This window comes from Paramylibacter ulvae, from assembly GCF_014652655.1.
In the GTDB taxonomy this organism is placed as follows: Bacteria; Pseudomonadota; Alphaproteobacteria; order Rhodobacterales; family Rhodobacteraceae; genus Amylibacter; species Amylibacter ulvae.
Map to the genome: position 1 here is coordinate 831,113 of NZ_BMZF01000001.1, position 22,618 is coordinate 853,730.

The following is a 22,618-nucleotide window of genomic DNA, read 5'->3' on the forward strand; positions in this document are numbered from 1 at the left end:
GATTCTAATTGACGTCTGCGTCAAATATACTTTGCTTTGAATAGTCATAAACGGCCTTGGCCTCTTCTAGACTGTTGAACATTAATAACTTTCCATCTCGTAAAACTGCAGCAGTTTTGCAGAACTTTTCGATCACATTCGCCTGATGGGATACGATCACAACCGTACCCTGTTGCAAACGGTCACGCAAAACGGTTCCCGCTTTGCGATTGAATTCTGGGTCCGTGGTGTTTGGCATGCCTTCGTCGATCAGATAAATGTCAAATTCCAGTGACAATAGCAATGCAAGCGAAAACCGATTGCGCATACCCGCCGAATAGGTGGACAGTGGCATATCGAAATATTCCTGTAGATCACAAATATAGCGACAGAACGCTTCTACATAATCGGGATCCAACCCGTACAGACGCGCAATATAGCGACAGTTTTCAACCGCACTATGTTTGCCATTGATCCCGCCCATGAAACCCAGTGGAAACGAAATGCGAGATGATCGAATGATTTCACCCTCGTCGGGTTTTTCCAAACCACACATCATATTGATCAGCGTGGTTTTACCCGTGCCATTTGGGGCCAAAATGCCAATGCTTTCGCCCAGCTCCACACGAAAAGAAGCCTGATCAAGGATCACCTTTCGTTGTGTGCCAGTCCAGAAAGACTTGCTGACATTTTTAAACTCGATCATGCACTTGTCCCCAATTCGATCACCTGTTTCATACAGCAATTCATCTAATAGTTAATTCTTAATCGGCAATATCACTTACGTTTTCGTTATGTTAGGTGTGAAAATGACCGATCCCATTGATGCGCAAACAGTATTTAGCGATGAAATATGGTCGTGATGTGTCGAATTGATGTGTCGAATTGTCGTAGGGATTATGGAATCGGCTTTCCCCTTTTTGGCAAATCAGATATGCTTTCAAAAAAGACAAAGACGAGGGACGATGTGCGCGCAATTTTAACTATCATTACGTTGTTTGCTTTATGGTTATTGATGTCGGGCGTCTATAAACCACTGATCGTCTGGTTGGGGTTTTTCTCATCTGTTTTTGCCGTCTATATGATGCGCCGTATGGATCAGGCCGCGGATGCAGAAACGATGACAATTCGTCTTAAACCTTTTCAAATGCTAAAATATTTATTCTGGTTGTTGGTTGAAATTGCCAAATCCAACTGGGCTGTGACCAAAACAATTTTGGCACCAGCGATGCCGATCAACCAACATATGTTTGATGTGCCCTTCACGCAATCAACCGATTTGGGGCAAACCATTTTTGCCAATTCCATTACGTTGACACCTGGCACAATCACGGTGGATGTGAATGAACACAACTTTCTTGTTCATGCCCTACAATATAGCGATGACGATCCCGCCGCGATTGGCGATATGGATGCGCGTGTTACAAAAACTGAGGCGGTGAAATAATGTTTCTGGTTGCTGCAATTGCATTGTTTATTGCAATGGTTCTGGTGTTGATCCGCCTTTACGCGGGGCCCACATTGTATGATCGTGTGCTCGCGAGCAATTCGTTTGGTACGCATACGGTGTTGTTTATCGGGGTGTTGGGATTTTTGAACGGGCGCCCTGATTTTTTGGATATCGCGCTGCTTTATGCGTTGATCAACTTTGTTGGAACCATCGCTATCCTTAAATTTTTCCGCTATCGCGCAATTGGCGATATGCATCAACGCAATGGTGCGCAAAAATGACAACAGCTTTGGAAATTATCAGCTGGATCTTGATCCTGTCAGGCAGCTTTTTCTCTATCGTGGGTGCGCTGGGAAGCCTGCGTTTTCCTGATTTTTGGTCACGTTTGCACGCGGCATCTGTCACCGATTCTGGTGGCATGATTTTGTTGCTCGCGGGGATGTGTGTGCAAGCGGGGCTTGGTCTGATCACTGTCAAATTGATCTTGATCGGTGTGTTCTTGTTTATCACTGGGCCCACGGCCACACATGCGGTTGCGAATGCGGCATTTGTGTCTGGGTTGAAACCCAAAACAAATCCGAAAAACAATAAAACGGATAAGGGGTGATTATGACCGAAACAATTATCAACTTTATCCTGTTTGCGATGCTGATCAGCACGGCATTTGCCATCGTGCGCATGACTAGCCTGTTTGCGGTGATTATGCTTGCAAGCGTGTTTAGCTTGCTGACCGCATTGTTGTTTGTCACCCTTGATGCGGTTGATGTCGCATTCACAGAGGCCGCGGTGGGTGCGGGTATTTCAACCGTGTTAATGCTGGGAACAATGGCATTGACCGCGCGCCACGCAAAACCACAAACGCAATCAAACGCCATTCCGTTTTTGGTGGTCTGTGTGACGGGTGCTGCATTGATTTACGGCACGATGGATATGCCCAATTTTGGCGATCCAAACGCCCCCGCACAGGTACATGTGGCACCTGAATATCTGGAACGTAGCATCGAGGAAATCGATGTGCCAAACGTCGTGACCGCAATTTTGGCCAGCTATCGTGGCTATGACACGCTTGGCGAAACCGCTGTGGTGTTTGCTGCGGGGATCGGCGTTTTGCTGTTGCTCAGCGGGCTGGCACGGCGGCGCAAAGAAGACGAAGAAGAGGGCGATATCTGATGCATCATCACCATTTGATCCTGCGAGTGGTTACAAAACTGCTGGCGGGGACGATCATTCTTTATGCGCTTTATGTTCAATTCCACGGGGATTTTTCGCCGGGTGGTGGATTTCAGGCGGGCGTGATTATGGCTGTGGCCTTTATCCTTTATGGGATCGTGTTTGGGCTTGTTGCCGTGCAGCAGGTGTTCCCACCGTGGTTGGTGCACAAGCTCGTCGCGCTTGGTGTTCTGATTTACGCGGGCACTGGGGTTTATGCGATGATGTTGGGCTATGAATTTTTGGATTACGGCGCGTTTGATCCAGGGCATCCAAGCCATGGCCAGCACAATGGTATTTTGGCGGTTGAACTGGGCGTTGGTGTCACCGTGACGGGCGTGATGATTGCGATTTATTATGCATTCGCAGGTCGCGCGCCGCGCATTTCGGACGAGGATTGGTAACATGGATTGGGATTTCATCGCAGGGCATGTGAATTACTGGATGTTCATCGTTTTGATGATGACGGGGTTATACATCGTTGTATCCAGTGGCAATTTGGTGAAAAAAATCGTCGGTCTGAATATATTTCAGGTGGCGGTGTTCATGCTCTATATTTCGATTGGTAAAATCACGGGCGGTACGGCCCCGATTTTCCCATCTGATCGCCAGGGGCATTTGGAAATTGATCCAACCATCGTTTATTCAAACCCATTGCCCCATGTGTTGATCCTTACCGCGATTGTGGTGGGGGTTGCGACAACGTCATTGGGTTTGGCCTTGATTATTCGCATTCGCGAAGAATTCGACACAATCGAAAGTGACGATTTGGTGAAAATTGAACAACAGCTCACCAGTGCCGATAACAAAGAGCACGGCGAAGCAATGGGTGGTATGGCATAATGGCGGGCACAGTTACCCCACATGACGCAAAAACGTTAATCGAACAATTGCCGATCCTTCAGGTGCTGGTGCCGTTTTGCACAGCACCCCTGATCGTGTTGATCGGCAGCCGCCGTATGGCATGGGCTTTGGCATTCGCTGCTGCGGTGATTTCGCTGGTGATTTCATACGCCTTGCTGATGCAGGTTTATGGCGGTGGGTTCATCAGTTATCAATTGGGGGGCTGGGCGCCACCGCTTGGCATTGAATACCGCGTTGATGCGGCGAATGCGTTGGTGATGTTGCTGATATCCGCGATCGCCACGGTCACGTTGCCGTTCGCGTATGAAAGCGTGAAGGACGAAATCACATCCAAAAACCACACGTTATTTTATGCCTGTTTCATGCTGTGTTACACAGGGTTAATGGGCGTTGTGATTACGGGTGATGCGTTCAACGTCTTTGTGTTCTTGGAAATTTCATCGCTGTCGACTTATGTTCTGGTCGCACAGGGTGCAGGGCGTGATAAACGTGCGCTGACGGCGGCCTATGATTACCTGATTATGGGCACGATCGGCGCGACATTCTTTGTGATCGGGATCGGGTTTTTGTTCATGTCAACGGGGACGTTGAACATGGCAGACCTTGCCGATCGGATTGCTGAACAAGGTACGAACCGTACCATTCATGCAGGGTTTGCCTTTATCGTGGTCGGGATGGGGCTGAAGGCTGCGATGTATCCACTGCATTTGTGGTTGCCAAAGGCATATACATTCGCGCCATCCGCTGTCACCGTATTTTTATCGGCGACGTCAACCAAAATGGCGATCTATGTGATCCTGCGGTTCATGTTCTCGATCTATAATCCTGACTTTATCTTTGCGCTGAACGTGATGTTCCTTGTGTTCATGCCATTGGCATTGATCGCGATGTTCTCTGCATCATTCGTGGCGGTGTTTCAGGTGAATTTCAAACGGATGCTAGCGTATAGTTCAATCGCGCAAATCGGTTACATGTTGTTGGGTATCGCCATATTCAACCTGTCGGGTCTGACAGGGACAATGGTGCATATGTTTAACCACGGTATCACCAAGGCGTTGTTGTTCATGGGCGTGGGCGCATTGGTGTTGCGCACAGGGTCATCGTTTTACAACAACCTCAATGGTTTGGGACGTTTGATGCCTTTGACGGTTGCACCCATTGTTGTGGGCGGCTTGTCGTTGATCGGTGTGCCTGGCACTGCTGGTTTTGTGTCCAAATGGATGTTGGTTCAGGGCGCATTTGAAAACGGCTGGTGGGTTGTTGCGATTTTGATCGTGCTCTCATCATTGCTTGCGGTTGTGTACGTCTGGCGCGCAATTGAGGTATTGTATCTGACCGAACCCGCAGAGGGCGCAAAAATGGCAGAAGCCCCCATGTCGATGTTGATCCCAATGTGGATTTTGGCCATCGCTTGTATCTGGTTTGGTGTGGCAACTGATCTGCCCCTTGGTGCGGCCAGCACCGCGGCAGAGGTATTGTTAAGCGGTTCATTTGGGATGGTGGAATAACGCGATGATTTTTGAAACAACAACCGCAATCGCATTGGCGATGTTAATCCCACTCGCCGCAATGGCGGGGAACATGGCATTCAAAGACATGCCAAATCTGCGCGATGGTTTTACATTCCTGTGTGCCGTGCTCACATTTTGCGCCGTGCTGGTGGTGTTGGCCAACGAGGGCAACAGCATCACATCCGAAGTGTCCCTGATCGAGGTTTTCCCCGGCATCGATATCGCATTCAACGTTGAACCGCTGGGGTTAATGTTTGCAATCATCGCATCGGGTCTTTGGATCATCACCCATATTTATGGCGTTGGCTATATGCGTGGGAATGATGAAAAACACCACGCCCGTTTCTTTGCTTGTTTTGCGATTGCAATTTCATCGGTGATGGGTATCGCATTTTCATCCAACATGTTCACGCTGTTCTTGTTTTATGAAATCCTGACAGTATCCACATACCCATTGGTCGCCCACAAAGGTACACCCGATGCGGTCAAGGGTGCGCGCACATATCTTGCAATCCTAATCGGTACATCCATCGCGCTGCAATTGACGGCGGTGATCTGGACATATGCATTGGCTGGCACACTTGATTTCACCCAAGGTGGCATTCTGGTGGGCAAGGTCGCAGGCTGGGTCGTTCCGGTATTGCTCGGCCTTTATGCCTTTGGCATTGGTAAGGCGGCCTTGATGCCGTTTCACAAATGGTTGCCCGCCGCGATGGTTGCCCCCACGCCCGTATCTGCATTATTGCATGCGGTTGCGGTGGTGAAAGCGGGTGTTTTCACCATGCTCAAGGTTGGCATCTATATTTTTGGGATTGATTTTCTGGCCGAAACGGGTGCGTCTGAATGGTTGATGTGGCTGGCGGCCTATTCGATTATTGCCGCGTCTGTCGTGGCGATGACGCAGGATAATTTGAAAAAACGTCTGGCCTATTCCACGGTATCACAATTGTCATATATCACCCTTGGCATGGCGCTTGCCACATCCATGGGTGCACTGGGTGGTGGGATGCATATCGCCATGCACGCGATGGGCAAGATTACATTGTTCATGTGCGCAGGTGCGATTTATGTCGCCTATCACAAAACCGAAATTTCCCAGATGCAAGGTTTGGGCCGTGTCATGCCCATCACCTTTGGTGCATTTTTGATCGGGTCTTTGTCCATTATTGGCCTGCCACCATTGGGTGGATCATGGCCAAAATTCCTGTTGATGCTGGGTGCGGCGGACACGGGGCATTTGATCATCATCGGGGTGTTGATGGTGTCCAGCCTGTTAAACGTGGCCTATTTGTTGCCCATTGTCGGGCGCGGATTTTTCCGCCCGCTTGACGATGGTGCCCCGACAAAACGATACGAGGGTCCCGTGCTGGTCTGGTTGCCACCTGCGCTCACGGCGTTGGGCTGCTTTGTCCTGTTCTTTTATGGCGGTGCTTTGCAATCCTTCCTTCTCCCAATTATTGGCCAATAGGAGTCCATCATGGCTAATCACAAAGACGATCCACAATCATACCCCGCATTGGGCCGTTGGTTGATGTTCGTGGACAATCCGCGCAACGTCGATCGGATTTGCTATGCGTTGTATGGGCTGTGCGCTTTTTTGGTGGCGTTGGACTTTTTCTACTACAAAAAGGTTTACACCGCCGTGGAAAAAATCCCGGGCTTTTATGCGATCTATGGCTTTGTAATGTGCGCTCTGTTGGTGATCTGTGCCAAGGCCATGCGCAAGGTTTTGATGCGCGATGAAACCTATTACGCACCTTACGATGTGGAATCAGAAGAATTTCCCGAACATGATCTAGATCGGGAGTCTCACGATGTTTGATGTCTTGCCACCCTTTGTTATCTATCTGATCGGTGCGCTGATCCTGCCGTTTATCAAGGCGGGGAATTGGCGCTCTGCGTATTCATTGTTTATCCCCTTGATCGGTGCATGGCTGATCTGGACAGCACCCATGGGCGAAAATGCGCAACTGGCGTTTTTCGGCTTTGATCTGGAATTGATGCGGGTTGATAAACTGTCGCGTATTTTCGGGCTGGTGTTTTCATTGGCGGCCTTTATCGGGCTGATCTATGCATGGCATTTGCGTGACTGGGTGCAACAAACATCTGCGATCCTTTATGCGGGGTCTGCCATTGGGGCGGTGTTTGTGGGTGATATGATTTCGCTGTTCTTTTTCTGGGAAGGCACAGCAATTGCATCGGTATTCCTGATCTGGGCGCGTGGCACCGAGGGTGCGTATCACACCGGTATGCGCTATCTGATCATTCAAATTGGCTCAGGCGTTATTTTGATCGCAGGCGTTGCTATGCATTATCACGCCAGTGGTTCAATCGCCTTTGATAAAATGACCCTCCCGATGAGCATTTCATCAATCGGTGACATCGCACTTTGGTTGATATTCCTCAGCTTTGGTATCAAATGTGCGTTTCCATTGCTGCACAACTGGCTCCAAGATGCCTATCCTGCGGCCACCGTTACGGGCACGGTTTTCCTGTCGGCCTTTACCACCAAATTGGCGGTTTATGCGTTGGCGCGGACGTTTCCGGGCACCGAGCTTTTGATTTATATCGGCGCGATTATGACGTTGTTCCCGATTTTTTATGCGGTGATCGAAAACGATCTGCGCCGCGTGTTGGCCTATAGCTTGAACAACCAATTGGGGTTCATGGTTGTGGGGATTGGTGTTGGCACCGAATTGGCGCTAAACGGCACAGCCGCGCATGCATTTGCGCATATCCTGTATAAGGCGTTGTTGTTTATGTCCGTTGGCGCAGTGTTGTTCCGCACTGGCACGGCCAAAGGTTCCGAATTGGGTGGTCTGTATAAAACCATGCCATTGACGATGATTTTCTGTGTCGTTGGCGCGGCCAGCATTTCCGCATTCCCGCTGTTTTCAGGCTTCGTTGCGAAATCATTGATCCTGTCGGCGGCATCCCATGAACATTACTATGTTGTTTGGGGCATCTTGTTGTTTGCCTCTGCGGGTGTGTTCCACCATTCCGGCATCAAAATCCCGTATTTCGCATTCTTTGCTCATGACAGCGGCAAGCGCCCGAAAGAGGCACCAATGCATATGTTGATCGCAATGGGGCTTGCATCATTTGTCTGTATCTTTGTCGGTGTGTTCCCAAAACCGCTTTATGATCTGTTGCCTTATCCGATTGATTACGAGGCTTACACAACAACCCACGTGATTACACAGCTGCAATTGTTGTTTGCATCTGCACTGGCGTTTACTGTGTTGATGCGCACCAAAATCTATCCACCAGAACTAAAATCTGTGAATTTGGATTTTGATGTGACCTATCGAAAATGGTTGCCAAGCGTTATTGGTTATCTAGCGATTGTAGTTTCAGCGATTTTCCAAGGGGTGACTGGGTTTATCAATTCATCCGCCGTGAAAATCATCAAGGCGCTGCATCATTCACACGGCCCAGACGGAAGCCGCGCCGCAAGTTGGCCAACAGGTGCGATGGTTTTAAACATCGCACTGTTGTTGGGTTTTGCATTGGTTGTGATCTACCTTAGCTAAACGTATTCAGCGCAGCCCAAACTGTGCCTGCGCTGAATGCCCCGATGAAACCAAACGTGACATATGCAACGAACACCTTGGGTTTAACCAACGCCCAAACCGCGATTGCGGCGGGGATGCATGATACCGAACCTGCAATCATGAATGACATTGCCGCACCTTGGCTCATGCCTTGTTCCAACAGGCCGCTGATCAATGGCACGGCGGCATATCCGTTTAAATAGGCCGGTGCACCCAACAATGTGCCCAACAGGATGGGTTGCAAACCTTCGCCGCCCAACAACTCCGCAATCCATTCGGCGGGGACAAAGCGGATCATCACCGCCTCTACCAGATATGCCAATGCCAGCCATTTGAACAGGAATGCCGCATTTTCAATCGCGGTGTCGCGGAATGTTTTCAGGCGTGCGCTGTCTGTCCAAAATGCCCAAGTCACCTCGCCATTGAACGGGTCACTGCCTCCACAGCCGCAACTGGATTTATAACTGTTGCGCAAAGGATCAGCGAATAATGCGGTTTTTGACATTGCCATCACAACGAACCCACCAAACATGCCCATGCCAACCCCTGCAATGGTTTTGGCGATGGCAAAATCAATGCCAAGCGCGCTGGATGTAATCACAAACATCGGTGGGTCCATGATGGGGGATGCGAGCCAAAACGCCATCACGGCGGCCAATGGTGTGCCCATGGCCAGTAGTGCAGCAATAAACGGGATGACTTCACAGCTACAAAACGGGGCCAACCCGCCAACCATTGCGGCCAATATAACCATGCGAACAGGGTTGCCTTGGAATGCTTTGCCTACAATCGCCTCAGCCCCAGTTGCGCGTAAAAATGCAATCAAGAATACGGCAAACAGGATGAATGGCGCGGTGCTGCTCAGGTTTCCCAACATTGATTTGATGGACGGGATCAAATCCACGGGGGCAAATATCGCCAATGCGCCAAGAATTGCAAAAAACGCAACCCATGCGCCGTCAATCCGATTGAAAATCCCGCTTTTTGGCGCATGTGAATGAATATGTTCAGCCATGTCTGTGCTCGCTATCTGTGTGATGACAATCCGCATCGGCGCAACAATTGCGCAGCAAATATTCCGATAATTCGTTGATCATGTCATAGGCAACAGCGGCGCAAACAATGCTGCGCCCGCGCTTGGCCTGTTCCACAAGCCCCGCCGCTGTCAGGAATTTCAGATGATGCGTCAGGGTGGAACCCGTCACATCGGTACGTTCCCCCAGTGCACCCATCGACAACCCATCAGGCCCCGCACGCACCAGCGTTTGCAGGATCATCAGACGTTGTTCGGAACCAAGGGCTGCAAATGCGCTGGCGGCTTGGGTCAGGGTGAGCGTTGTATCATCAAGATGTTTCATATTTCGATATTTATAGAAATATAGAAATGAATCAAGTTTTATTTCGACAATTATGAAAATGTGATAAACGACGCTTATGAAACAGCTGTTATCCGAAATCCGCGCTTGCACCATTTGCGCCGATCGTTTTGCCAAAACCAAAACGGCCCATTCACCGCGCCCTGTGGTGGTGATGTCCAAAACCGCGCGTATCTTGATCGCAGGTCAGGCACCGGGGGCACGGGTGCATGAATCGGGTCGCCCGTTCACCGATACATCGGGGGATCGGCTGCGTGATTGGCTGGGCGTGGATGAACCGACATTTTATGATGCAGGTAAATTTGCCATCCTACCAATGGGGTTTTGTTTTCCAGGCTATAACGCAGCAGGGTCGGATTTACCGCCCCCCGCGATCTGTGCCAAAACGTGGCGCGCGCGTGCGATGGATGCGATGGGGCAGGTGAATTTAACCCTGCTCATTGGGGGATATGCCCAGAAATATCATCTGAAATCCACCAATGTGACGGATACGGTGATGGCATGGCGCGACCATGCGCCATCCATTATTCCCTTGCCCCATCCGTCGTGGCGCAATACCTCGTGGATCAAGAAACACCCTTGGTTTGAAACCGACCTGTTGCCATATCTGCGCCAACGGGTTGCACAGGAATTGACATGACGCCACTTGATACCGCCCACGCCGCAATGGAAGCCGCCCCAGATGACAGCACGGCGCGGTTGCAATTTTATGAACGCTTGGCCGATAGCGAAATGTTTCTGGTGCTGGAACGCGAACCCGATGGCGACAAAATTTCCCCAGTGATTTTCGATGTTGATGGTGGGCGTTTCGCGCTGGTCTTTGATCGCGAAGAACGCATGGTCGAATTCAGCGAAGGCATCACACCATACGTCGCCATTTCAGGGCGGATCGTGGCGCAGATGCTGCGCGGTCAGGAGATTGGGCTGGGCGTGAATTTGATGGTTGCACCATCATCAATGTTATTGCCTGCGGATGCTGTGGATTGGCTCTGTGATACGGTGTCCAAGGAATTGCAAACGGGCGAGGGTAAACCCATCGCCGCCAATGCCCCCGTCAATGTGCCTGAAATTTTGATCACATCCATTGATACGAAACTGGCCACGATGCAGGGTTTGGCCACATCGGCCTATCTGGCGGAATTTGAATATGAAAGCGGCGAACGCGCCCATGCATTGGCAATCATAGATGCCTTGCCCGACGCCCAAAATTCCATCGCACGCGCCGTGTCAGAAGCATTAACATTTAGCGGGATCGAGGCTGGATCATTGGATGTGATATTCCTTAAAAAATCAGATCCGATTTGTGCCGCGTTGGCCAAGGTTGCGCTGCGCTTTGATTTGCCAGAACCGATCATGGCCGAACCGTTTCAGCCAAGCGCACCGGGGCGAAACCCCGATAAACCACCCAAGCTGCGTTAATATCCGGCGCTGCGATCAACCAGATGTAAAAACGCCTCGCCATGTTCGCCGCGACGAATATTTTCAACCACGATTTTTGATGCGCTATCGATGCGTGTGCTCGATGCCACATGTGGTGTGACCAGAACATTGGGATGGGTCCAGTATCGATGATCCACGGGCAAGGGTTCGGTGTGAAATACATCCAATGTGGCGCTTGAAACCTTGCCGCTGTCCAAGGCCGCGAGCAATGCATCATCATCAATCAACGGGCCGCGACCCGGGTTGATAATGGCAACGCCGTCTTTCATACGCGCAATCAAATCGGCATTGATAATATTTGTGGTGTGGGGCGTATTTGGTAATAACAGCACGATAATATCGGCTTGTTCCAAAACGGTTTGCAATCCATCATCACCTGAAAAACTGGCGATGGTGTCGATGGACTTTAATGAACGGCTCCACCCGATGGTGCGAAAACCGTAATCGGCAACCTTTTGTGCGCAATAAGTGCCCAATGCGCCCAGCCCCAAAAACGCGACCGTGCGATCAATGGATAGGGGCGGTGGCGACATATCCCAATCGCCAATCTCTGCATGGCTAAATTTATCGGTGCGCAGGTGATGGCGTAAAATTTGACCCATCACATAATCTGACATGCCAATCGACATGCCAATATCGACCATCCGCGCCAAGGGTTGGGTGATGGTTTCATTTGCCAGCGCCACCTCGACCCCCGCCCATAATGATTGCACCAGTTTCAGATTCTTAAATGGGGTTAAATCCTGTATCGGCCCATTGGGCGCATACAGGATGTATTCCACGGCCTCTGGATCATCACATTGGTTACTGATCAACATGTTCAGCCCCGCATTGCGCAACGCTGCCTGCATTTGAATGCGATATTCATCCCAATCATCCGCATTACCCGCATAGAGAATTTTTGTCATTTACCGTGGCCTATGAATATGTGCACTTTGAATCAGCCCGAACGCGCCGAGCAACACCATCATGGCAGACCCACCATAAGACACAAGCGGCAATGGCACCCCAACCACGGGTGCAAACCCCATCACCATCAACATATTGACAGAAAAATAGAAAAAGAACGTCGCTGCGATTCCCATGGTTAATAACGATGCAAATCGGTTTTTGTTGCGCATGGCGGAAATCATGCAAAATGCGATGATCAACATATACATGCCCAACAATGTGATCCCACCCAGAAATCCGAATTCTTCGCCCAAGGTTGCGAAAATAAAATCGGTGTGTTTTTCAGGCAAGAAATTACCACGGCTTTGCGTGCCTTCCATAAATCCGCGCCCTGCATATCCACCAGATCCCAGCGAAATTTTCGATTGTGTGATATGATATCCATCGGCATAGGGCGAAATGGATGGATCAAGGAATGTTTCAATTCGGCGATATTGATAATCATTCAGCAATTCAAATTCTGTGCCGCGCGTGTAAAACACCGCCGCGACCAACCCTGCCAATGCCGCTAACAAAGCACCAAAATACCAAAGGCTCACCCCAGCTGCAAAAATCACAACACCACCACCTGCAACCAACAACATCGCCGTGCCCAGATCGGGTTGTTTCAAAACCAACGCGGTTGGGATCGCGATAAGTGCAAGGGGTAACAATAACCATTGCGGCTTGGACACTTGTGATTCATCAAGCCAATCGTAATAGCTGGCCAAAACCATCACGAGCGCAATTTTCATCAATTCAGAGGGCTGCAATCGAATAAAGCCCAGATCGATCCAACGCTGCGCACCCCCGCCAACATCGCCGAAAAATTCCACCACCAACAATAACGCGATTGCAAACAGATAGGCAAATATTGCCATGCGTTGCCAAAACGCGATGGGGATCATTGCGATGATAAACATCATCACAAATCCAACCACAAACCGATACATTTGGGGCTGTGCCCATGCATCGATATTACCACCAGCCACGGAATACAGCATCAAAAAACCAACACCAGAAATGGTGGCGATCAATATGGCCAGCGGCCAGTGGAAATACAAAACCTTGCCAAATCCACGCGGCGTGGATTTCAAGTTGCGTTCAAGATAGCTCATGTTTGTTCGCGCGTGCGGGTGTTTGGCAAATTGCCATAACCCTTGTCGCCCAGCTTGATCGTACGTGCCATGATATCACGCGCGATCGGTGCGGCAACGGCTGATCCGCCACCACCATGTTCGACCACAACCGAAATTGCATAACGCGGGTTTGCTGCGGGGGCGAATGCGACGAACAATGCATGGTCACGGCGATTCCACGGCAAATCTTCGTTGCGCACAACACCCTTGCGCCGTTCCGCCGCCGTAATTTGGCGCACTTGGCTGGTGCCTGTTTTGCCCGCCATCGGGCCGCCGCGATCCTCTTTTAATCGGGCACCATATGCGGTGCCGCGACGGTGGTTTGAAACCTCGTACATGCCACGGCGCACCAATTCCAGATGGGCGGGGTTGATATCCAGCGGTTCGAGCCCGCGTGTTGGATACAACTCGTTATTATAAAGATTGATCAGGCGTGGTTCGATTTTCATCCCCGATGCGATGCGCGCGGTCATCACCGCCAATTGTAAGGGTGACGCCAGAACAAAGCCCTGTCCGATGCCCGCATTGATGGAATCGCCCAAAACCCAATCTTTTTTCTTAACTTTGCGTTTCCAATCTTTGGTCGGCATCAAGCCTTCTTTGATGGATGGCAATTGAATGTTGGGGCGTTCGCCCAACCCCAATTTATGCGCCATCAAGGTGATTTTTTCGATACCCACGCGCAATGCCAGATCGTAAAAATACACATCACAAGAATATCGTAATGCTTCGCGCAGATGCACATGGCCATGGCCACCGCGTTTCCAGCAATGGAACTTGCGCTTGGCGACCTCCATATGGCCGGGGCAGTAGACCTCTTCTGCGGCATCAACAACGCCTGCATCCAATGCGGCCAGGGCGACCACCATTTTGAATGTGGAACCGGGGGGATATGTCCCCGCCACGGCCTTGTTCACAAGCGGGCGGTAATGGGGATCATTCATATCCTTCCAATCCGCCTGTGAAATGGGTTTCAAAAATTTGTTGGAATCAAATGTCGGCCCCGATGCCAACGCCAAAATATCCCCGTTTGTTACGTCCATCACCACGGCAGATGCGCTGTGTCCCTTGAGACGATTCAGGGTATAGGTCTGCAATTCCTGCCCAACGGTCAATTGGATATCAACGCCCGATGCGCCCTCTTTGCGATCTAGCTCGCGGATCACGCGGCCAAGAGAATTGACCTCAATCCGTTTAATCCCCGCTTCACCGCGCAGTGGTTTTTCCAATGTGGCCTCGATCCCCGTTTTGCCAATTTTAAAACGTGGGATACGCAACAGCGGATCATGGTCATCTGTTTCGTTCAAATCGTAATCGCTGACCGATCCAACATAACCCACGATATGGCTAAACTCTGGGCCTTTGGGATATTGGCGGTTCAAACCCAACACAGGCGTCACCCCAGGCAGGGCGGGTGCATTGGCGGATACGGCCGCGATATGTTCCCATTCCAAACCTGTCGCAACGGTCACGGGTACAAATGCGCGCCGCTTTTTCATATCGGCCAAGGCCTTGTCGATATCATCCTGTGTCAGCGGCAAAAGCTGCGCCAACCGATTAAGGATCAATTCGGGATCGCGCGATTGTTCGCGCACCATTTCAATGGCGTAAACCCGATCGTTAATGGTCAACAAATCGCCATCACGATCATATATCAACCCCCGCGCAGGCGGGAGCAGTTGGATATTGATACGATTTTCTTCTGCCAAAAGGCGATATTGATCGCCCTCTTTCACACCCAACTGATGCATCCGCCACCCGATCACACCGGCAACCGCGGTCTGAATCCCGCCAAGCATCAATGCGCGGCGCGACAGACGGCTGCGTTTAATATCGCCTTTGTGATCAAATTCCATCATAATTTATGCCCAAATGCGTTAAATTCACCGGGTGCGGGTTTGCTGATGCGTAACATCTGCGAGATTACGAAAACCACAATGGGGTAACAAGCAATTGTTGTGACCAGTTGGATCAAAACACTGTGCAATGGCAATCGATCTGCCAAGACCAGCGACAACGCCAATTGTTGAGCAAATGCCATAAGCGCGAACAGTATCGCCATCAAAAACAATTCCGACAGGAAAAACATTTCGCGAAAACTAAACCGATTGTTGCGCACGATTTCAATACCGACCACTCCGATCAACGCGCCCAGCCCAAGCGGGCGGCTTAACATGATGTCGGCGATCAAAAACACCAAGCCAACCAAAACATAGGGGGCGATGATCGCCTTGCGAATAACAATTGCCGCGGTGATACACAGGATAAAATCGGGCATGCCAACTTTGTTGGGTTCCAGATCCAGCGGAATTAGACGCAAAAATATCAAGGCCATGCAAACGCCAAAATAAATCGCGCGATTACGCAGTGATTTATATGGGTTAACCTCGTCCATCTGCGGTTTCCTCAGGGGGGATCACTTCGGTGGGTTTTGGTACGGGCAAGACAGGGCCGATCAAACGATCGGGTTCTGCAATCGGTGTGGCAGGGGTGTGGCGAATGATACGCAGAAATTTCAAACGGCGATAGTCGGCGGATAATTTGGTGCGCAAAATACCATCAGCACCCAATGCGACCTGTCCAACCAATAATCCCGATGGGAACACGCCGCCATCGCCCGATGTGAACACGCGATCCCCCGGTTTCACCTGATTGATGCTTTCGATGAATTGCAATTGGGGCAGCAATGTATTGTCACCGGTCAAAATCGCCTTTTGATCGGATGGTTTGATGATGACGGGAATATTGCTGGCCGTATCGGTCACAAAAATAACCCGCGCGGTATTTTCGCCCAAACCCGCGATATGCCCAACAAGCCCCAGCCCATCCATCGCCGCCCAGCCTTCTTTCACGCCATCACGACGCCCGATATTGATGATGGATGATTGGCGAAAGGGGCTGCCTGAATCGGTGATCAGCTCGCCCGATAAATAGGTGCGCCGTGGGTTCAATTTCACATTGTTCAAATCCAACAGGCGTGCGTTTTCCTGTTCCAACTGCAATGCCGCTTCGCGCCATGCTTTCATTTGTTGTAACTGGCGGCGCAATTCTTGGTTTTGTTGGTAAATACGTTCATAAGATTGAAAATCTTCGGCCATTTGCGTGGCCTTGGTGATCGGGGTCATCGCCCAATCCATGTTGGGCACGACCTTGTCGATCACTGCGCTTCGAAACCGTTCGGCGCGTGAATTATCAATGCGCCACACCAAAAACACCGCCAAAAGCAAAACCAAAAACAAGCCAAAGCCGATCCGCCCCAGCGTGCGGCCAAAGTTTACCGATTGGTCATTCCTATGCGCCAAGTGTGATCCTCTTGCGCTGATAATTTGTTTGTGCTGCTCAGCTTAGCCAATGCATCGCAAGGATGCAAAACAACTTAACTGTCGAAATCAATGACATGCGCCAGTTGTTTTTCAAATTCCAATGCTTTGCCCGTGCCAAGCGCCACACAGTTGAGGCTTTCTTCGGCCACGGAAATTGACAGACCTGTTTGTTCGCGCAACGCCAAATCCAGTTCACCAAGCAATGCACCGCCACCGGTCAACATCACACCGCGATCAACGATATCGGCGGCCAAATCGGGCGGGGTGGATTCAAGTGCTGTCATCACCGCCTCGCAAATTTGTTGCACAGGCTCGGCCAATGCATCGGCGACATGGGCCTGATTGATTTCGATTTCTTTGGGAACGCCATTTAACAAATCGCGCCCACGTATGGTGATTGAACGCCCTTTGCCATCATCGGGCATCCGTGCGGTGCCGATTTCGGTTTTAATGCGTTCTGCCGTGGCAACACCCACCAACAGGTTTTGTTGACGGCGCAGATATGAAATCAACGCTTCATCCATACGATCACCACCCACTCGTACAGATGATGCATAAACAATGTCACCCAATGACAAGACCGCAACCTCGGTGGTGCCACCACCAATATCGACAACCATGTTACCCGTGGGATCGGTGATCGGCATGCCTGCACCAATGGCCGCGGCAATGGGTTCTGCGATCAAACCCGCCTTGCGTGCACCTGCGGACAGTACAGATTGGCGAATGGCACGTTTTTCAACAGGTGTCGCGCCGTGGGGGACACAGACAATCACGCGTGGTTTGGACAGGCGCGAACGTTTGTGCACCTTGCGAATGAAATGTTTGATCATTTCTTCGGCCACGTCAAAATCGGCAATCACACCATCGCGCATCGGGCGAATGGCCTCGATGGAACCGGGTGTGCGGCCCAACATCAATTTGGCATCTTCGCCAACGGCCAAAACCTGTTTGCGCCCGTCTTTGATGCTATACGCAACAACCGAGGGTTCGTTTAAAACAATACCCTTACCTTTGACGTAAACCAATGTGTTGGCAGTACCCAAATCAATCGCCATATCCGCCGAAAATAAACTCGTCAGTTGCCCAAGCATCCGCATTTCCTTTTGTGCGCGTTCAATATACGCGCCTATTGAATCTTCGTGATGTTATAGGGCGTTGATCTGGCTGACGTAAAGGGCATGTATTTGGATTTTATACGCCTTTTGATTGTTTTTAGCGCAAATTCGCCGATCAGGCGGATGTTTAACCCAAAAAAAGGGCGCCAATTCGCATGGCACCCTTTAAAATTGTTTTTTGTGTGACCTAGGCCGCCGACTCTGGTGCCGATTTTTCGCGACGCACTAACAGTTTATTCAATGCATTTACATATGCCTTGGCACTGGCGACAACGGTATCAGTATCCGCCGATTGGCCGGTCACGATTTTACCGTTTTCTTCCATGCGCACAGTTACGGTTGCTTGGGCATCTGTGCCTTCGGTCACGGCGTGAACTTGGTACAATTGCAAATGCGCACCGTGTGGAAACAACTGTTTCACCGCATTAAATGTGGCGTCCACAGGGCCATCACCCGTGGCTTGAACCTGTTGTTCGCCATCACCAATTTTTAACGTCAAATCGGCGGTTTGTGGGCCAGATGTGCCACAGACCACTTGCAACGATTTCACCTGAATATGATCGTTGGCGGCATTCGTGCCTTCATCATTGACCAAGGCCAACAAATCTTCGTCGTAGACCTCTTTCTTGCGATCGGCCAATTCTTTGAACCGCACGAACACGTCTTTCAACTGGTTATCTGCCAATTCATAACCCAGATCAGCCAATTTTGAACGCAACGCCGCACGGCCCGAATGTTTGCCCATCACGATATTGGTTTCCGACAGGCCAACGTCTTCGGGGCGCATGATTTCGAATGTATCAGCGGATTTCAACATGCCGTCTTGGTGAATGCCGCTTTCATGTGCGAATGCGTTTTTGCCGACAATCGCCTTGTTATATTGTACCTGAAAACCCGAAACTGTGGCGACGCGGCGCGACAGGTTCATGATTTTGGTGGTATCAATGCGGGTTTGATAGGGCATGATATCGTTGCGCACGCGCAATGCCATCACCACCTCTTCCAATGCGGTGTTGCCCGCACGTTCGCCCAAGCCATTGATAGTACATTCAATTTGGCGCGCGCCACCCTCGACCGCGGCCAATGAATTGGCGGTCGCCATGCCCAGATCATTGTGACAATGCGTGGCAAAGATGATTTCATCTGCCCCTGGCACACGTTCCAACAACATGCGGATAATATCGGCGGATTCGCGTGGTGCGGTATATCCAACCGTGTCGGGGATATTGATCGTGGTTGCACCCGCTTTGATTGCGGTTTCCACGGTTTGACACAGATAATCATCTTCTGTGCGGGTGGCATCCATGGGCGACCATTGGATATTGTCGCACAGGTTTCGTGCATGTGTAACCGTATCGTGGATACGTTCGATCATCTGTTCCTTGGTCAGATCAGGGATCGCGCGGTGTTGGGGTGATGTGCCGATAAATGTGTGAATGCGCGGCTGAGCTGCGTGTTTCACGGCCTCCCAGCAGCGATCAATGTCTTTGTAAACGGCACGCGACAATCCGCAGATCACGGAATTTTTCGAACGCTGTGCGATTTCGCTGACGGCTTTGAAATCGCCCTCTGATGCGATGGGAAAGCCTGCTTCGATAATATCGACGCCCATTTCGTCCAACAGCGTGGCGATTTCCAGCTTTTCGTTATGGCTCATGGTGGCGCCCGGGCTTTGTTCGCCATCGCGCAACGTGGTGTCAAAAATCAAGACGCGGTCTTGTTTGGAAATATCAGTCATTTTGGATTCTCTTGTTTTAACTTAGCATTTTCGGGTTATGGCGCGAATGATACTCCCCTGAGCGCACGCGCCGTTCCCGACACGCTCAGAGGCGGCTAAGTAGGAGTAACGCAGCAGAATTCAGCCCCAAAGAGCTGTTCAATTCGATGCTATGTGCGTTTTTCTTCATGGCCGCATTTATACGCAGATTCGTTTCGAATGAAAGCGTAAAAATACAAGCAGCGTGCGCGAGGGTTACGCAATGGCAATGAATGGCGCGTATAACCATTTCTGTCGACATTGTGGTTACAGGGTTCAAACGCGGCGTGGCAGCCGTGCAAGGATCACCAAAAATCGCGAAATCGGATGAAACATCATCCAAGGTGCAGGGTTTTCACCCCTGTCTGGCAAAACCCGCATTTGGCGGCGCCGTCATATCATTACTGCATTATGCATTTCGCAATATGCGACCCTCGTGATCAGATTACCCCCCCGTGTGATCTGGGCGCGGGGCGTTTTGCGTTGTTTGTCGCGGCCTGCGATCATAGGGTGACATCAAACAACAACAGGTGCCATGATGTCCGTAAAACAATACCCCGTAAATTTTGAAACCATTCCTGCCGCCACGCTCAAGGCATATTCCGATATTCCAACGGCGGTGGCGTCTGATTGTTTGGCGCGGGGGCAAACCATGCAGGCAGGGATCAAACCCTTGGCGCGCAGCATGCGGATTTGTGCCCAGGCACGCACCGCCGAATGCCCCGTTGGCGATAATTCCGCCATCCGCGCGGCAATCGGTCTGTGTGATGCTGGGCAGGTGATTGTGGTCAACGCCCAAGGATTTGAGAGCACCGCCGTATTTGGCGGATTGATGACATTATATGCACGCGAACGCGGGGTGGCTGGATTGGTGATTGATGGTGCGGTGCGCGATAGCGACGAAATCATCGCCGCTGGATTGCCGATGTTTGCCCGTGCGATTTGCCCGCGTGGCCCACGTAAATACCCCGCAGGATATATTGATGGCCCCGTGTCGGTTGGTGGCGTTGCGATCAATGCGGGTGATTTGATCTTGGGCGACGCCGATGGCATTACCGTGGTGCCATTGGCACAGATTGATACCTGTCTGATCGCTGCACAGGATGTATTGCGCAAGGAAGTGGCGATTTTGGACACCCTAAAATCAGGCGGATCGCTGGCCGATATTTATGGCGCGGTAGAGGTGGAACCTGTTTAACCCCTAAATTCTGGGGCTATTGATCATCAATCACCGGCGCGGGGGCATCCAATGAAATGCCCGATAATGGTGTCACCAATTGGGGATCAACGCTGATCGCGGGAGTGGATTGCACCACACGCGGCACGCCTTCGACCCCGTCTGGAAACATTGAAATGCCCGAATTTTGCGATGCGGCGGCTGCATCCATGCTACCGATAAATTGGAACGGATCGGGCAGGGCGGAATCTTCTTTCCCGTCTTTCCAATATCCGTAAAACGTTGATCCATCGTGATACACCATGCGCCCCTTGCCATCGCGCTTGCCCCGTTTGAATGAACCGTCATATTCGTCGCCATTGGCATAAATCGCGATGCCTTGCCCTTGGATTTGGTCATCTTCCCATGCGCCGTCATATTGGAACCCACCGTTCAGGTGCAAAATGCCATGTCCGTGACGTAACCCATTGGCAAAGTCGCCTTCAAAAATTGACCCATCGGTAAACACCGAACGCCCTTTGCCGTGTTTTAATCCTTTGACCCATTGGCCCGTGTAAACATGTCCATCGCCATAGGTGATCGTGCCAAACCCGTGATGCAATCCGTTTTGTGTTTCGCCCTGATATGTGGCGCCATTGGCGAATGTCACATTGCCCTTGCCCACCGCTGCGCCATTGACCCAACTGCCCGAATATGTGCCGCCATCGGCATAGGTTAACGTCCCTTGGCCATTTGGCACACCTTTGGCAAAGCTGCCCTCATAAACCGATCCGTTTAAATATTGTGCGCGTCCTTGACCAACGATTTGGCCATCGACCCAATCGCCCGTATATTCAAAACCATCCTCGCGTTTGAAATGGGCACGGCCCGTTTGTTTGTGATCAACGAAATCACCGTCATAGGTGCTCCCGTCCAGCAACCAAAGTTTCCCCTTGCCGTGGCGGCGGCCTTTTTCCAATCGTCCCTCGTAAATGGTGCCATCAGGTTCAATCATCCGACCAAGCCCAGTAATTTCACCCTTGTCCCACGCACCATCGTATTTCAAACCAGATGCGGCAATCAGAACGCCTTGACCGTGGCGCAATCCGTTTAACATTTCGCCTTCATAACTGCTTTTGTCAGTATAGGTGACGCGTGCCATGCCCGTTTTGGCGCCATCCACCCATGCGCCCTCGTATCGGTATCCTGTGGTCGATACGAATGTGCCATTGCCATGGTGTTTTGCGTCGCGAAAACCGCCCACATAAACCCCGCCCGATGCGTAACGCACCGTGCCCTGTCCTGACATTTTACCGTTTTGCCATTGTCCTGAATATGTGCCGCTGTCGGCGAATGTGATCGTGCCTGTGCCGTGGGGTTTGCCATCGACAAAATCGCCCTCGTAAACCGATCCGTTGGGGAATTTGGCAACACCTTTGCCCGTGATCACACCATCCACCCAATCGCCAAAATATTCGTAACCATTGGGCAGGGTATAGCGCCCCTTGCCATGTTGTTTACCATCGCGAAACGGGCCTTCGTAAACGCCGCCCTGTTCATATTGTTTGGTCATCACGGACGATTGCGCAGATGCATATTCGCCAGACAGCGCGATGATCATTGCGCACAGGGCCAGACCTCTTGGCCAAAATAGCGACATTGCTTGCAATCCTTTCCCCGCCAATCGGCGTTGGTTCCCCATATTATTAAAGCGTGACCAGAATCCTGACAACGTTTTTTACCCTTCTACCTTTTAAACCCTCAAACATCTGTTAAATATCCAAACATAGGGTCAATTTCCCAAAGGAACCAC

The 22,618-nt window shown here is 50.9% G+C and carries 25 protein-coding genes; 14 read left to right on the forward strand and 11 right to left on the reverse strand.

Annotated features, from left to right (window positions below; all coding sequences use genetic code 11):
* Window positions 1-4: 4 nt before the first annotated feature.
* Window positions 5-685, reverse strand: coding sequence for an ABC transporter ATP-binding protein (locus tag IE094_RS04100; RefSeq protein ID WP_189639261.1), 681 nt, complete (start codon window positions 683-685; stop codon window positions 5-7).
* 228 nt (window positions 686-913) lie between these two features.
* Here IE094_RS04100 and IE094_RS04105 point away from each other — a divergent pair, with 228 nt between their 5' ends.
* The 10 genes from IE094_RS04105 to IE094_RS04150 are packed head-to-tail and all read left to right on the forward strand — an operon-like array spanning window position 914 to window position 8,546.
* The gene (locus IE094_RS04105; protein WP_189639262.1) at window positions 914-1,426 is read left to right on the forward strand and encodes a Na+/H+ antiporter subunit E; all 513 of its coding nucleotides are present in this window, start codon (window positions 914-916) and stop codon (window positions 1,424-1,426) included.
* Window positions 1,426-1,710 carry an MrpF/PhaF family protein gene (locus tag IE094_RS04110; RefSeq protein WP_189639263.1) on the forward strand — a complete coding sequence of 95 codons (285 nt, stop codon included), beginning with the start codon at window positions 1,426-1,428 and terminating at the stop codon, window positions 1,708-1,710. The genes IE094_RS04105 and IE094_RS04110 overlap by 1 nt, the downstream gene beginning before the upstream one ends.
* A complete protein-coding gene (gene mnhG, locus IE094_RS04115) occupies window positions 1,707-2,036 on the forward strand; it encodes a monovalent cation/H(+) antiporter subunit G (RefSeq protein WP_189639264.1) in 330 nt (109 codons plus the stop codon). The genes IE094_RS04110 and mnhG overlap by 4 nt, the downstream gene beginning before the upstream one ends.
* Before the next feature lie 2 nt (window positions 2,037-2,038).
* Window positions 2,039-2,599, forward strand: a complete 561-nt coding sequence (locus IE094_RS04120) for a DUF4040 domain-containing protein (RefSeq protein WP_189639265.1) — start codon at window positions 2,039-2,041, stop codon at window positions 2,597-2,599.
* Window positions 2,599-3,042 carry a Na(+)/H(+) antiporter subunit B gene (locus IE094_RS04125; RefSeq protein ID WP_189639266.1) on the forward strand — a complete coding sequence of 148 codons (444 nt, stop codon included), beginning with the start codon at window positions 2,599-2,601 and terminating at the stop codon, window positions 3,040-3,042. The genes IE094_RS04120 and IE094_RS04125 overlap by 1 nt, the downstream gene beginning before the upstream one ends.
* Window position 3,043: 1 nt before the next feature.
* A complete protein-coding gene (locus IE094_RS04130) occupies window positions 3,044-3,481 on the forward strand; it encodes a cation:proton antiporter subunit C (RefSeq protein WP_189639267.1) in 438 nt (145 codons plus the stop codon).
* Entirely contained in the window at window positions 3,481-5,010 is a 1,530-nt protein-coding gene (locus tag IE094_RS04135; RefSeq protein WP_189639268.1) for a monovalent cation/H+ antiporter subunit D family protein, read from the forward strand. The genes IE094_RS04130 and IE094_RS04135 overlap by 1 nt, the downstream gene beginning before the upstream one ends.
* Window positions 5,011-5,014: 4 nt before the next feature.
* A complete protein-coding gene (locus IE094_RS04140; RefSeq protein ID WP_189639269.1) occupies window positions 5,015-6,481 on the forward strand; it encodes a monovalent cation/H+ antiporter subunit D family protein in 1,467 nt (488 codons plus the stop codon).
* Window positions 6,482-6,490: 9 nt separating this feature from the next.
* A complete protein-coding gene (locus IE094_RS04145; protein ID WP_189639270.1) occupies window positions 6,491-6,835 on the forward strand; it encodes a hypothetical protein in 345 nt (114 codons plus the stop codon).
* Window positions 6,828-8,546 carry a Na(+)/H(+) antiporter subunit D gene (locus tag IE094_RS04150; protein WP_189639271.1) on the forward strand — a complete coding sequence of 573 codons (1,719 nt, stop codon included), beginning with the start codon at window positions 6,828-6,830 and terminating at the stop codon, window positions 8,544-8,546. Before IE094_RS04145 ends, IE094_RS04150 begins: the two co-directional genes overlap by 8 nt.
* Here the strand turns inward: IE094_RS04150 and IE094_RS04155 are convergent.
* Together IE094_RS04155 and IE094_RS04160 are read right to left on the reverse strand one after the other, a co-directional pair.
* Window positions 8,539-9,582, reverse strand: a complete 1,044-nt coding sequence (locus IE094_RS04155) for a permease (RefSeq protein ID WP_189639272.1) — start codon at window positions 9,580-9,582, stop codon at window positions 8,539-8,541. The two genes, IE094_RS04150 and IE094_RS04155, sit on opposite strands and share 8 nt — an antisense overlap.
* A complete protein-coding gene (locus IE094_RS04160) occupies window positions 9,575-9,925 on the reverse strand; it encodes an ArsR/SmtB family transcription factor (RefSeq protein WP_189639273.1) in 351 nt (116 codons plus the stop codon). The genes IE094_RS04155 and IE094_RS04160 overlap by 8 nt, the downstream gene beginning before the upstream one ends.
* Window positions 9,926-10,001: 76 nt before the next feature.
* Between IE094_RS04160 and IE094_RS04165 the strand changes: the two genes are divergently transcribed.
* Both IE094_RS04165 and IE094_RS04170 read left to right on the forward strand, forming a co-directional pair.
* Window positions 10,002-10,583, forward strand: coding sequence for a uracil-DNA glycosylase family protein (locus IE094_RS04165; protein WP_189639274.1), 582 nt, complete (start codon window positions 10,002-10,004; stop codon window positions 10,581-10,583).
* Window positions 10,580-11,362 carry an SseB family protein gene (locus tag IE094_RS04170; RefSeq protein ID WP_189639275.1) on the forward strand — a complete coding sequence of 261 codons (783 nt, stop codon included), beginning with the start codon at window positions 10,580-10,582 and terminating at the stop codon, window positions 11,360-11,362. The genes IE094_RS04165 and IE094_RS04170 overlap by 4 nt, the downstream gene beginning before the upstream one ends.
* On the opposite strand, the gene IE094_RS04175 is transcribed toward IE094_RS04170, so the two are convergent.
* The 7 genes from IE094_RS04175 to IE094_RS04205 form a co-directional block, all read right to left on the reverse strand.
* The gene (locus IE094_RS04175) at window positions 11,359-12,291 is read right to left on the reverse strand and encodes a 2-hydroxyacid dehydrogenase (RefSeq protein WP_189639276.1); all 933 of its coding nucleotides are present in this window, start codon (window positions 12,289-12,291) and stop codon (window positions 11,359-11,361) included. The genes IE094_RS04170 and IE094_RS04175 overlap by 4 nt on opposite strands.
* Entirely contained in the window at window positions 12,292-13,431 is a 1,140-nt protein-coding gene (rodA, locus tag IE094_RS04180; RefSeq protein WP_189639277.1) for a rod shape-determining protein RodA, read from the reverse strand.
* Window positions 13,428-15,311 carry a penicillin-binding protein 2 gene (mrdA, locus tag IE094_RS04185; RefSeq protein WP_229802024.1) on the reverse strand — a complete coding sequence of 628 codons (1,884 nt, stop codon included), beginning with the start codon at window positions 15,309-15,311 and terminating at the stop codon, window positions 13,428-13,430. Before mrdA ends, rodA begins: the two co-directional genes overlap by 4 nt.
* Window positions 15,308-15,847, reverse strand: a complete 540-nt coding sequence (locus IE094_RS04190) for a hypothetical protein (protein WP_189639278.1) — start codon at window positions 15,845-15,847, stop codon at window positions 15,308-15,310. Before IE094_RS04190 ends, mrdA begins: the two co-directional genes overlap by 4 nt.
* Window positions 15,834-16,754, reverse strand: coding sequence for a rod shape-determining protein MreC (gene mreC / locus IE094_RS04195; protein ID WP_099591726.1), 921 nt, complete (start codon window positions 16,752-16,754; stop codon window positions 15,834-15,836). Before mreC ends, IE094_RS04190 begins: the two co-directional genes overlap by 14 nt.
* 74 nt (window positions 16,755-16,828) lie before the next feature.
* Window positions 16,829-17,869: a rod shape-determining protein gene (locus IE094_RS04200; protein ID WP_165775649.1), complete on the reverse strand. Its 1,041-nt coding sequence runs from the start codon at window positions 17,867-17,869 to the stop codon at window positions 16,829-16,831.
* A 211-nt stretch (window positions 17,870-18,080) separates the two neighbouring features.
* Window positions 18,081-19,631: a 2-isopropylmalate synthase gene (locus IE094_RS04205; protein ID WP_189639279.1), complete on the reverse strand. Its 1,551-nt coding sequence runs from the start codon at window positions 19,629-19,631 to the stop codon at window positions 18,081-18,083.
* A 251-nt stretch (window positions 19,632-19,882) separates the two neighbouring features.
* Between IE094_RS04205 and IE094_RS04210 the strand changes: the two genes are divergently transcribed.
* Both IE094_RS04210 and IE094_RS04215 read left to right on the forward strand, forming a co-directional pair.
* A complete protein-coding gene (locus tag IE094_RS04210; protein ID WP_189639280.1) occupies window positions 19,883-20,089 on the forward strand; it encodes a hypothetical protein in 207 nt (68 codons plus the stop codon).
* Window positions 20,090-20,184: 95 nt separating this feature from the next.
* Entirely contained in the window at window positions 20,185-20,847 is a 663-nt protein-coding gene (locus IE094_RS04215; RefSeq protein ID WP_229802026.1) for an RraA family protein, read from the forward strand.
* Window positions 20,848-20,863: 16 nt separating this feature from the next.
* Here the strand turns inward: IE094_RS04215 and IE094_RS04220 are convergent, their stop codons facing one another.
* Window positions 20,864-22,465 carry an MORN repeat-containing protein gene (locus IE094_RS04220; protein ID WP_189639282.1) on the reverse strand — a complete coding sequence of 534 codons (1,602 nt, stop codon included), beginning with the start codon at window positions 22,463-22,465 and terminating at the stop codon, window positions 20,864-20,866.
* Window positions 22,466-22,618 lie beyond the last annotated feature (153 nt).

Coding starts and splice junctions, on each gene's coding strand:
- mrdA (WP_229802024.1), bottom strand. CDS start 15,311: ATGATGGAATTTGATCACAAAGGCGATATTAAACGCAGCCGTCTGTCG.
- IE094_RS04145 (WP_189639270.1), top strand. CDS start 6,491: ATGGCTAATCACAAAGACGATCCACAATCATACCCCGCATTGGGCCGT.
- IE094_RS04160 (WP_189639273.1), bottom strand. CDS start 9,925: ATGAAACATCTTGATGATACAACGCTCACCCTGACCCAAGCCGCCAGC.
- IE094_RS04110 (WP_189639263.1), top strand. CDS start 1,426: ATGTTTCTGGTTGCTGCAATTGCATTGTTTATTGCAATGGTTCTGGTG.
- IE094_RS04100 (WP_189639261.1), bottom strand. CDS start 685: ATGATCGAGTTTAAAAATGTCAGCAAGTCTTTCTGGACTGGCACACAA.
- IE094_RS04105 (WP_189639262.1), top strand. CDS start 914: ATGCTTTCAAAAAAGACAAAGACGAGGGACGATGTGCGCGCAATTTTA.
- IE094_RS04215 (WP_229802026.1), top strand. CDS start 20,185: ATGATGTCCGTAAAACAATACCCCGTAAATTTTGAAACCATTCCTGCC.
- IE094_RS04175 (WP_189639276.1), bottom strand. CDS start 12,291: ATGACAAAAATTCTCTATGCGGGTAATGCGGATGATTGGGATGAATAT.
- IE094_RS04205 (WP_189639279.1), bottom strand. CDS start 19,631: ATGACTGATATTTCCAAACAAGACCGCGTCTTGATTTTTGACACCACG.
- mnhG (WP_189639264.1), top strand. CDS start 1,707: ATGACAACAGCTTTGGAAATTATCAGCTGGATCTTGATCCTGTCAGGC.
- IE094_RS04165 (WP_189639274.1), top strand. CDS start 10,002: ATGAAACAGCTGTTATCCGAAATCCGCGCTTGCACCATTTGCGCCGAT.
- IE094_RS04130 (WP_189639267.1), top strand. CDS start 3,044: ATGGATTGGGATTTCATCGCAGGGCATGTGAATTACTGGATGTTCATC.
- IE094_RS04200 (WP_165775649.1), bottom strand. CDS start 17,869: ATGCTTGGGCAACTGACGAGTTTATTTTCGGCGGATATGGCGATTGAT.
- IE094_RS04190 (WP_189639278.1), bottom strand. CDS start 15,847: ATGGACGAGGTTAACCCATATAAATCACTGCGTAATCGCGCGATTTAT.
- IE094_RS04170 (WP_189639275.1), top strand. CDS start 10,580: ATGACGCCACTTGATACCGCCCACGCCGCAATGGAAGCCGCCCCAGAT.
- rodA (WP_189639277.1), bottom strand. CDS start 13,431: ATGAGCTATCTTGAACGCAACTTGAAATCCACGCCGCGTGGATTTGGC.
- IE094_RS04210 (WP_189639280.1), top strand. CDS start 19,883: ATGGCGCGTATAACCATTTCTGTCGACATTGTGGTTACAGGGTTCAAA.
- IE094_RS04135 (WP_189639268.1), top strand. CDS start 3,481: ATGGCGGGCACAGTTACCCCACATGACGCAAAAACGTTAATCGAACAA.
- IE094_RS04220 (WP_189639282.1), bottom strand. CDS start 22,465: ATGTCGCTATTTTGGCCAAGAGGTCTGGCCCTGTGCGCAATGATCATC.
- IE094_RS04140 (WP_189639269.1), top strand. CDS start 5,015: ATGATTTTTGAAACAACAACCGCAATCGCATTGGCGATGTTAATCCCA.
- IE094_RS04120 (WP_189639265.1), top strand. CDS start 2,039: ATGACCGAAACAATTATCAACTTTATCCTGTTTGCGATGCTGATCAGC.
- IE094_RS04150 (WP_189639271.1), top strand. CDS start 6,828: ATGTTTGATGTCTTGCCACCCTTTGTTATCTATCTGATCGGTGCGCTG.
- IE094_RS04155 (WP_189639272.1), bottom strand. CDS start 9,582: ATGGCTGAACATATTCATTCACATGCGCCAAAAAGCGGGATTTTCAAT.
- IE094_RS04125 (WP_189639266.1), top strand. CDS start 2,599: ATGCATCATCACCATTTGATCCTGCGAGTGGTTACAAAACTGCTGGCG.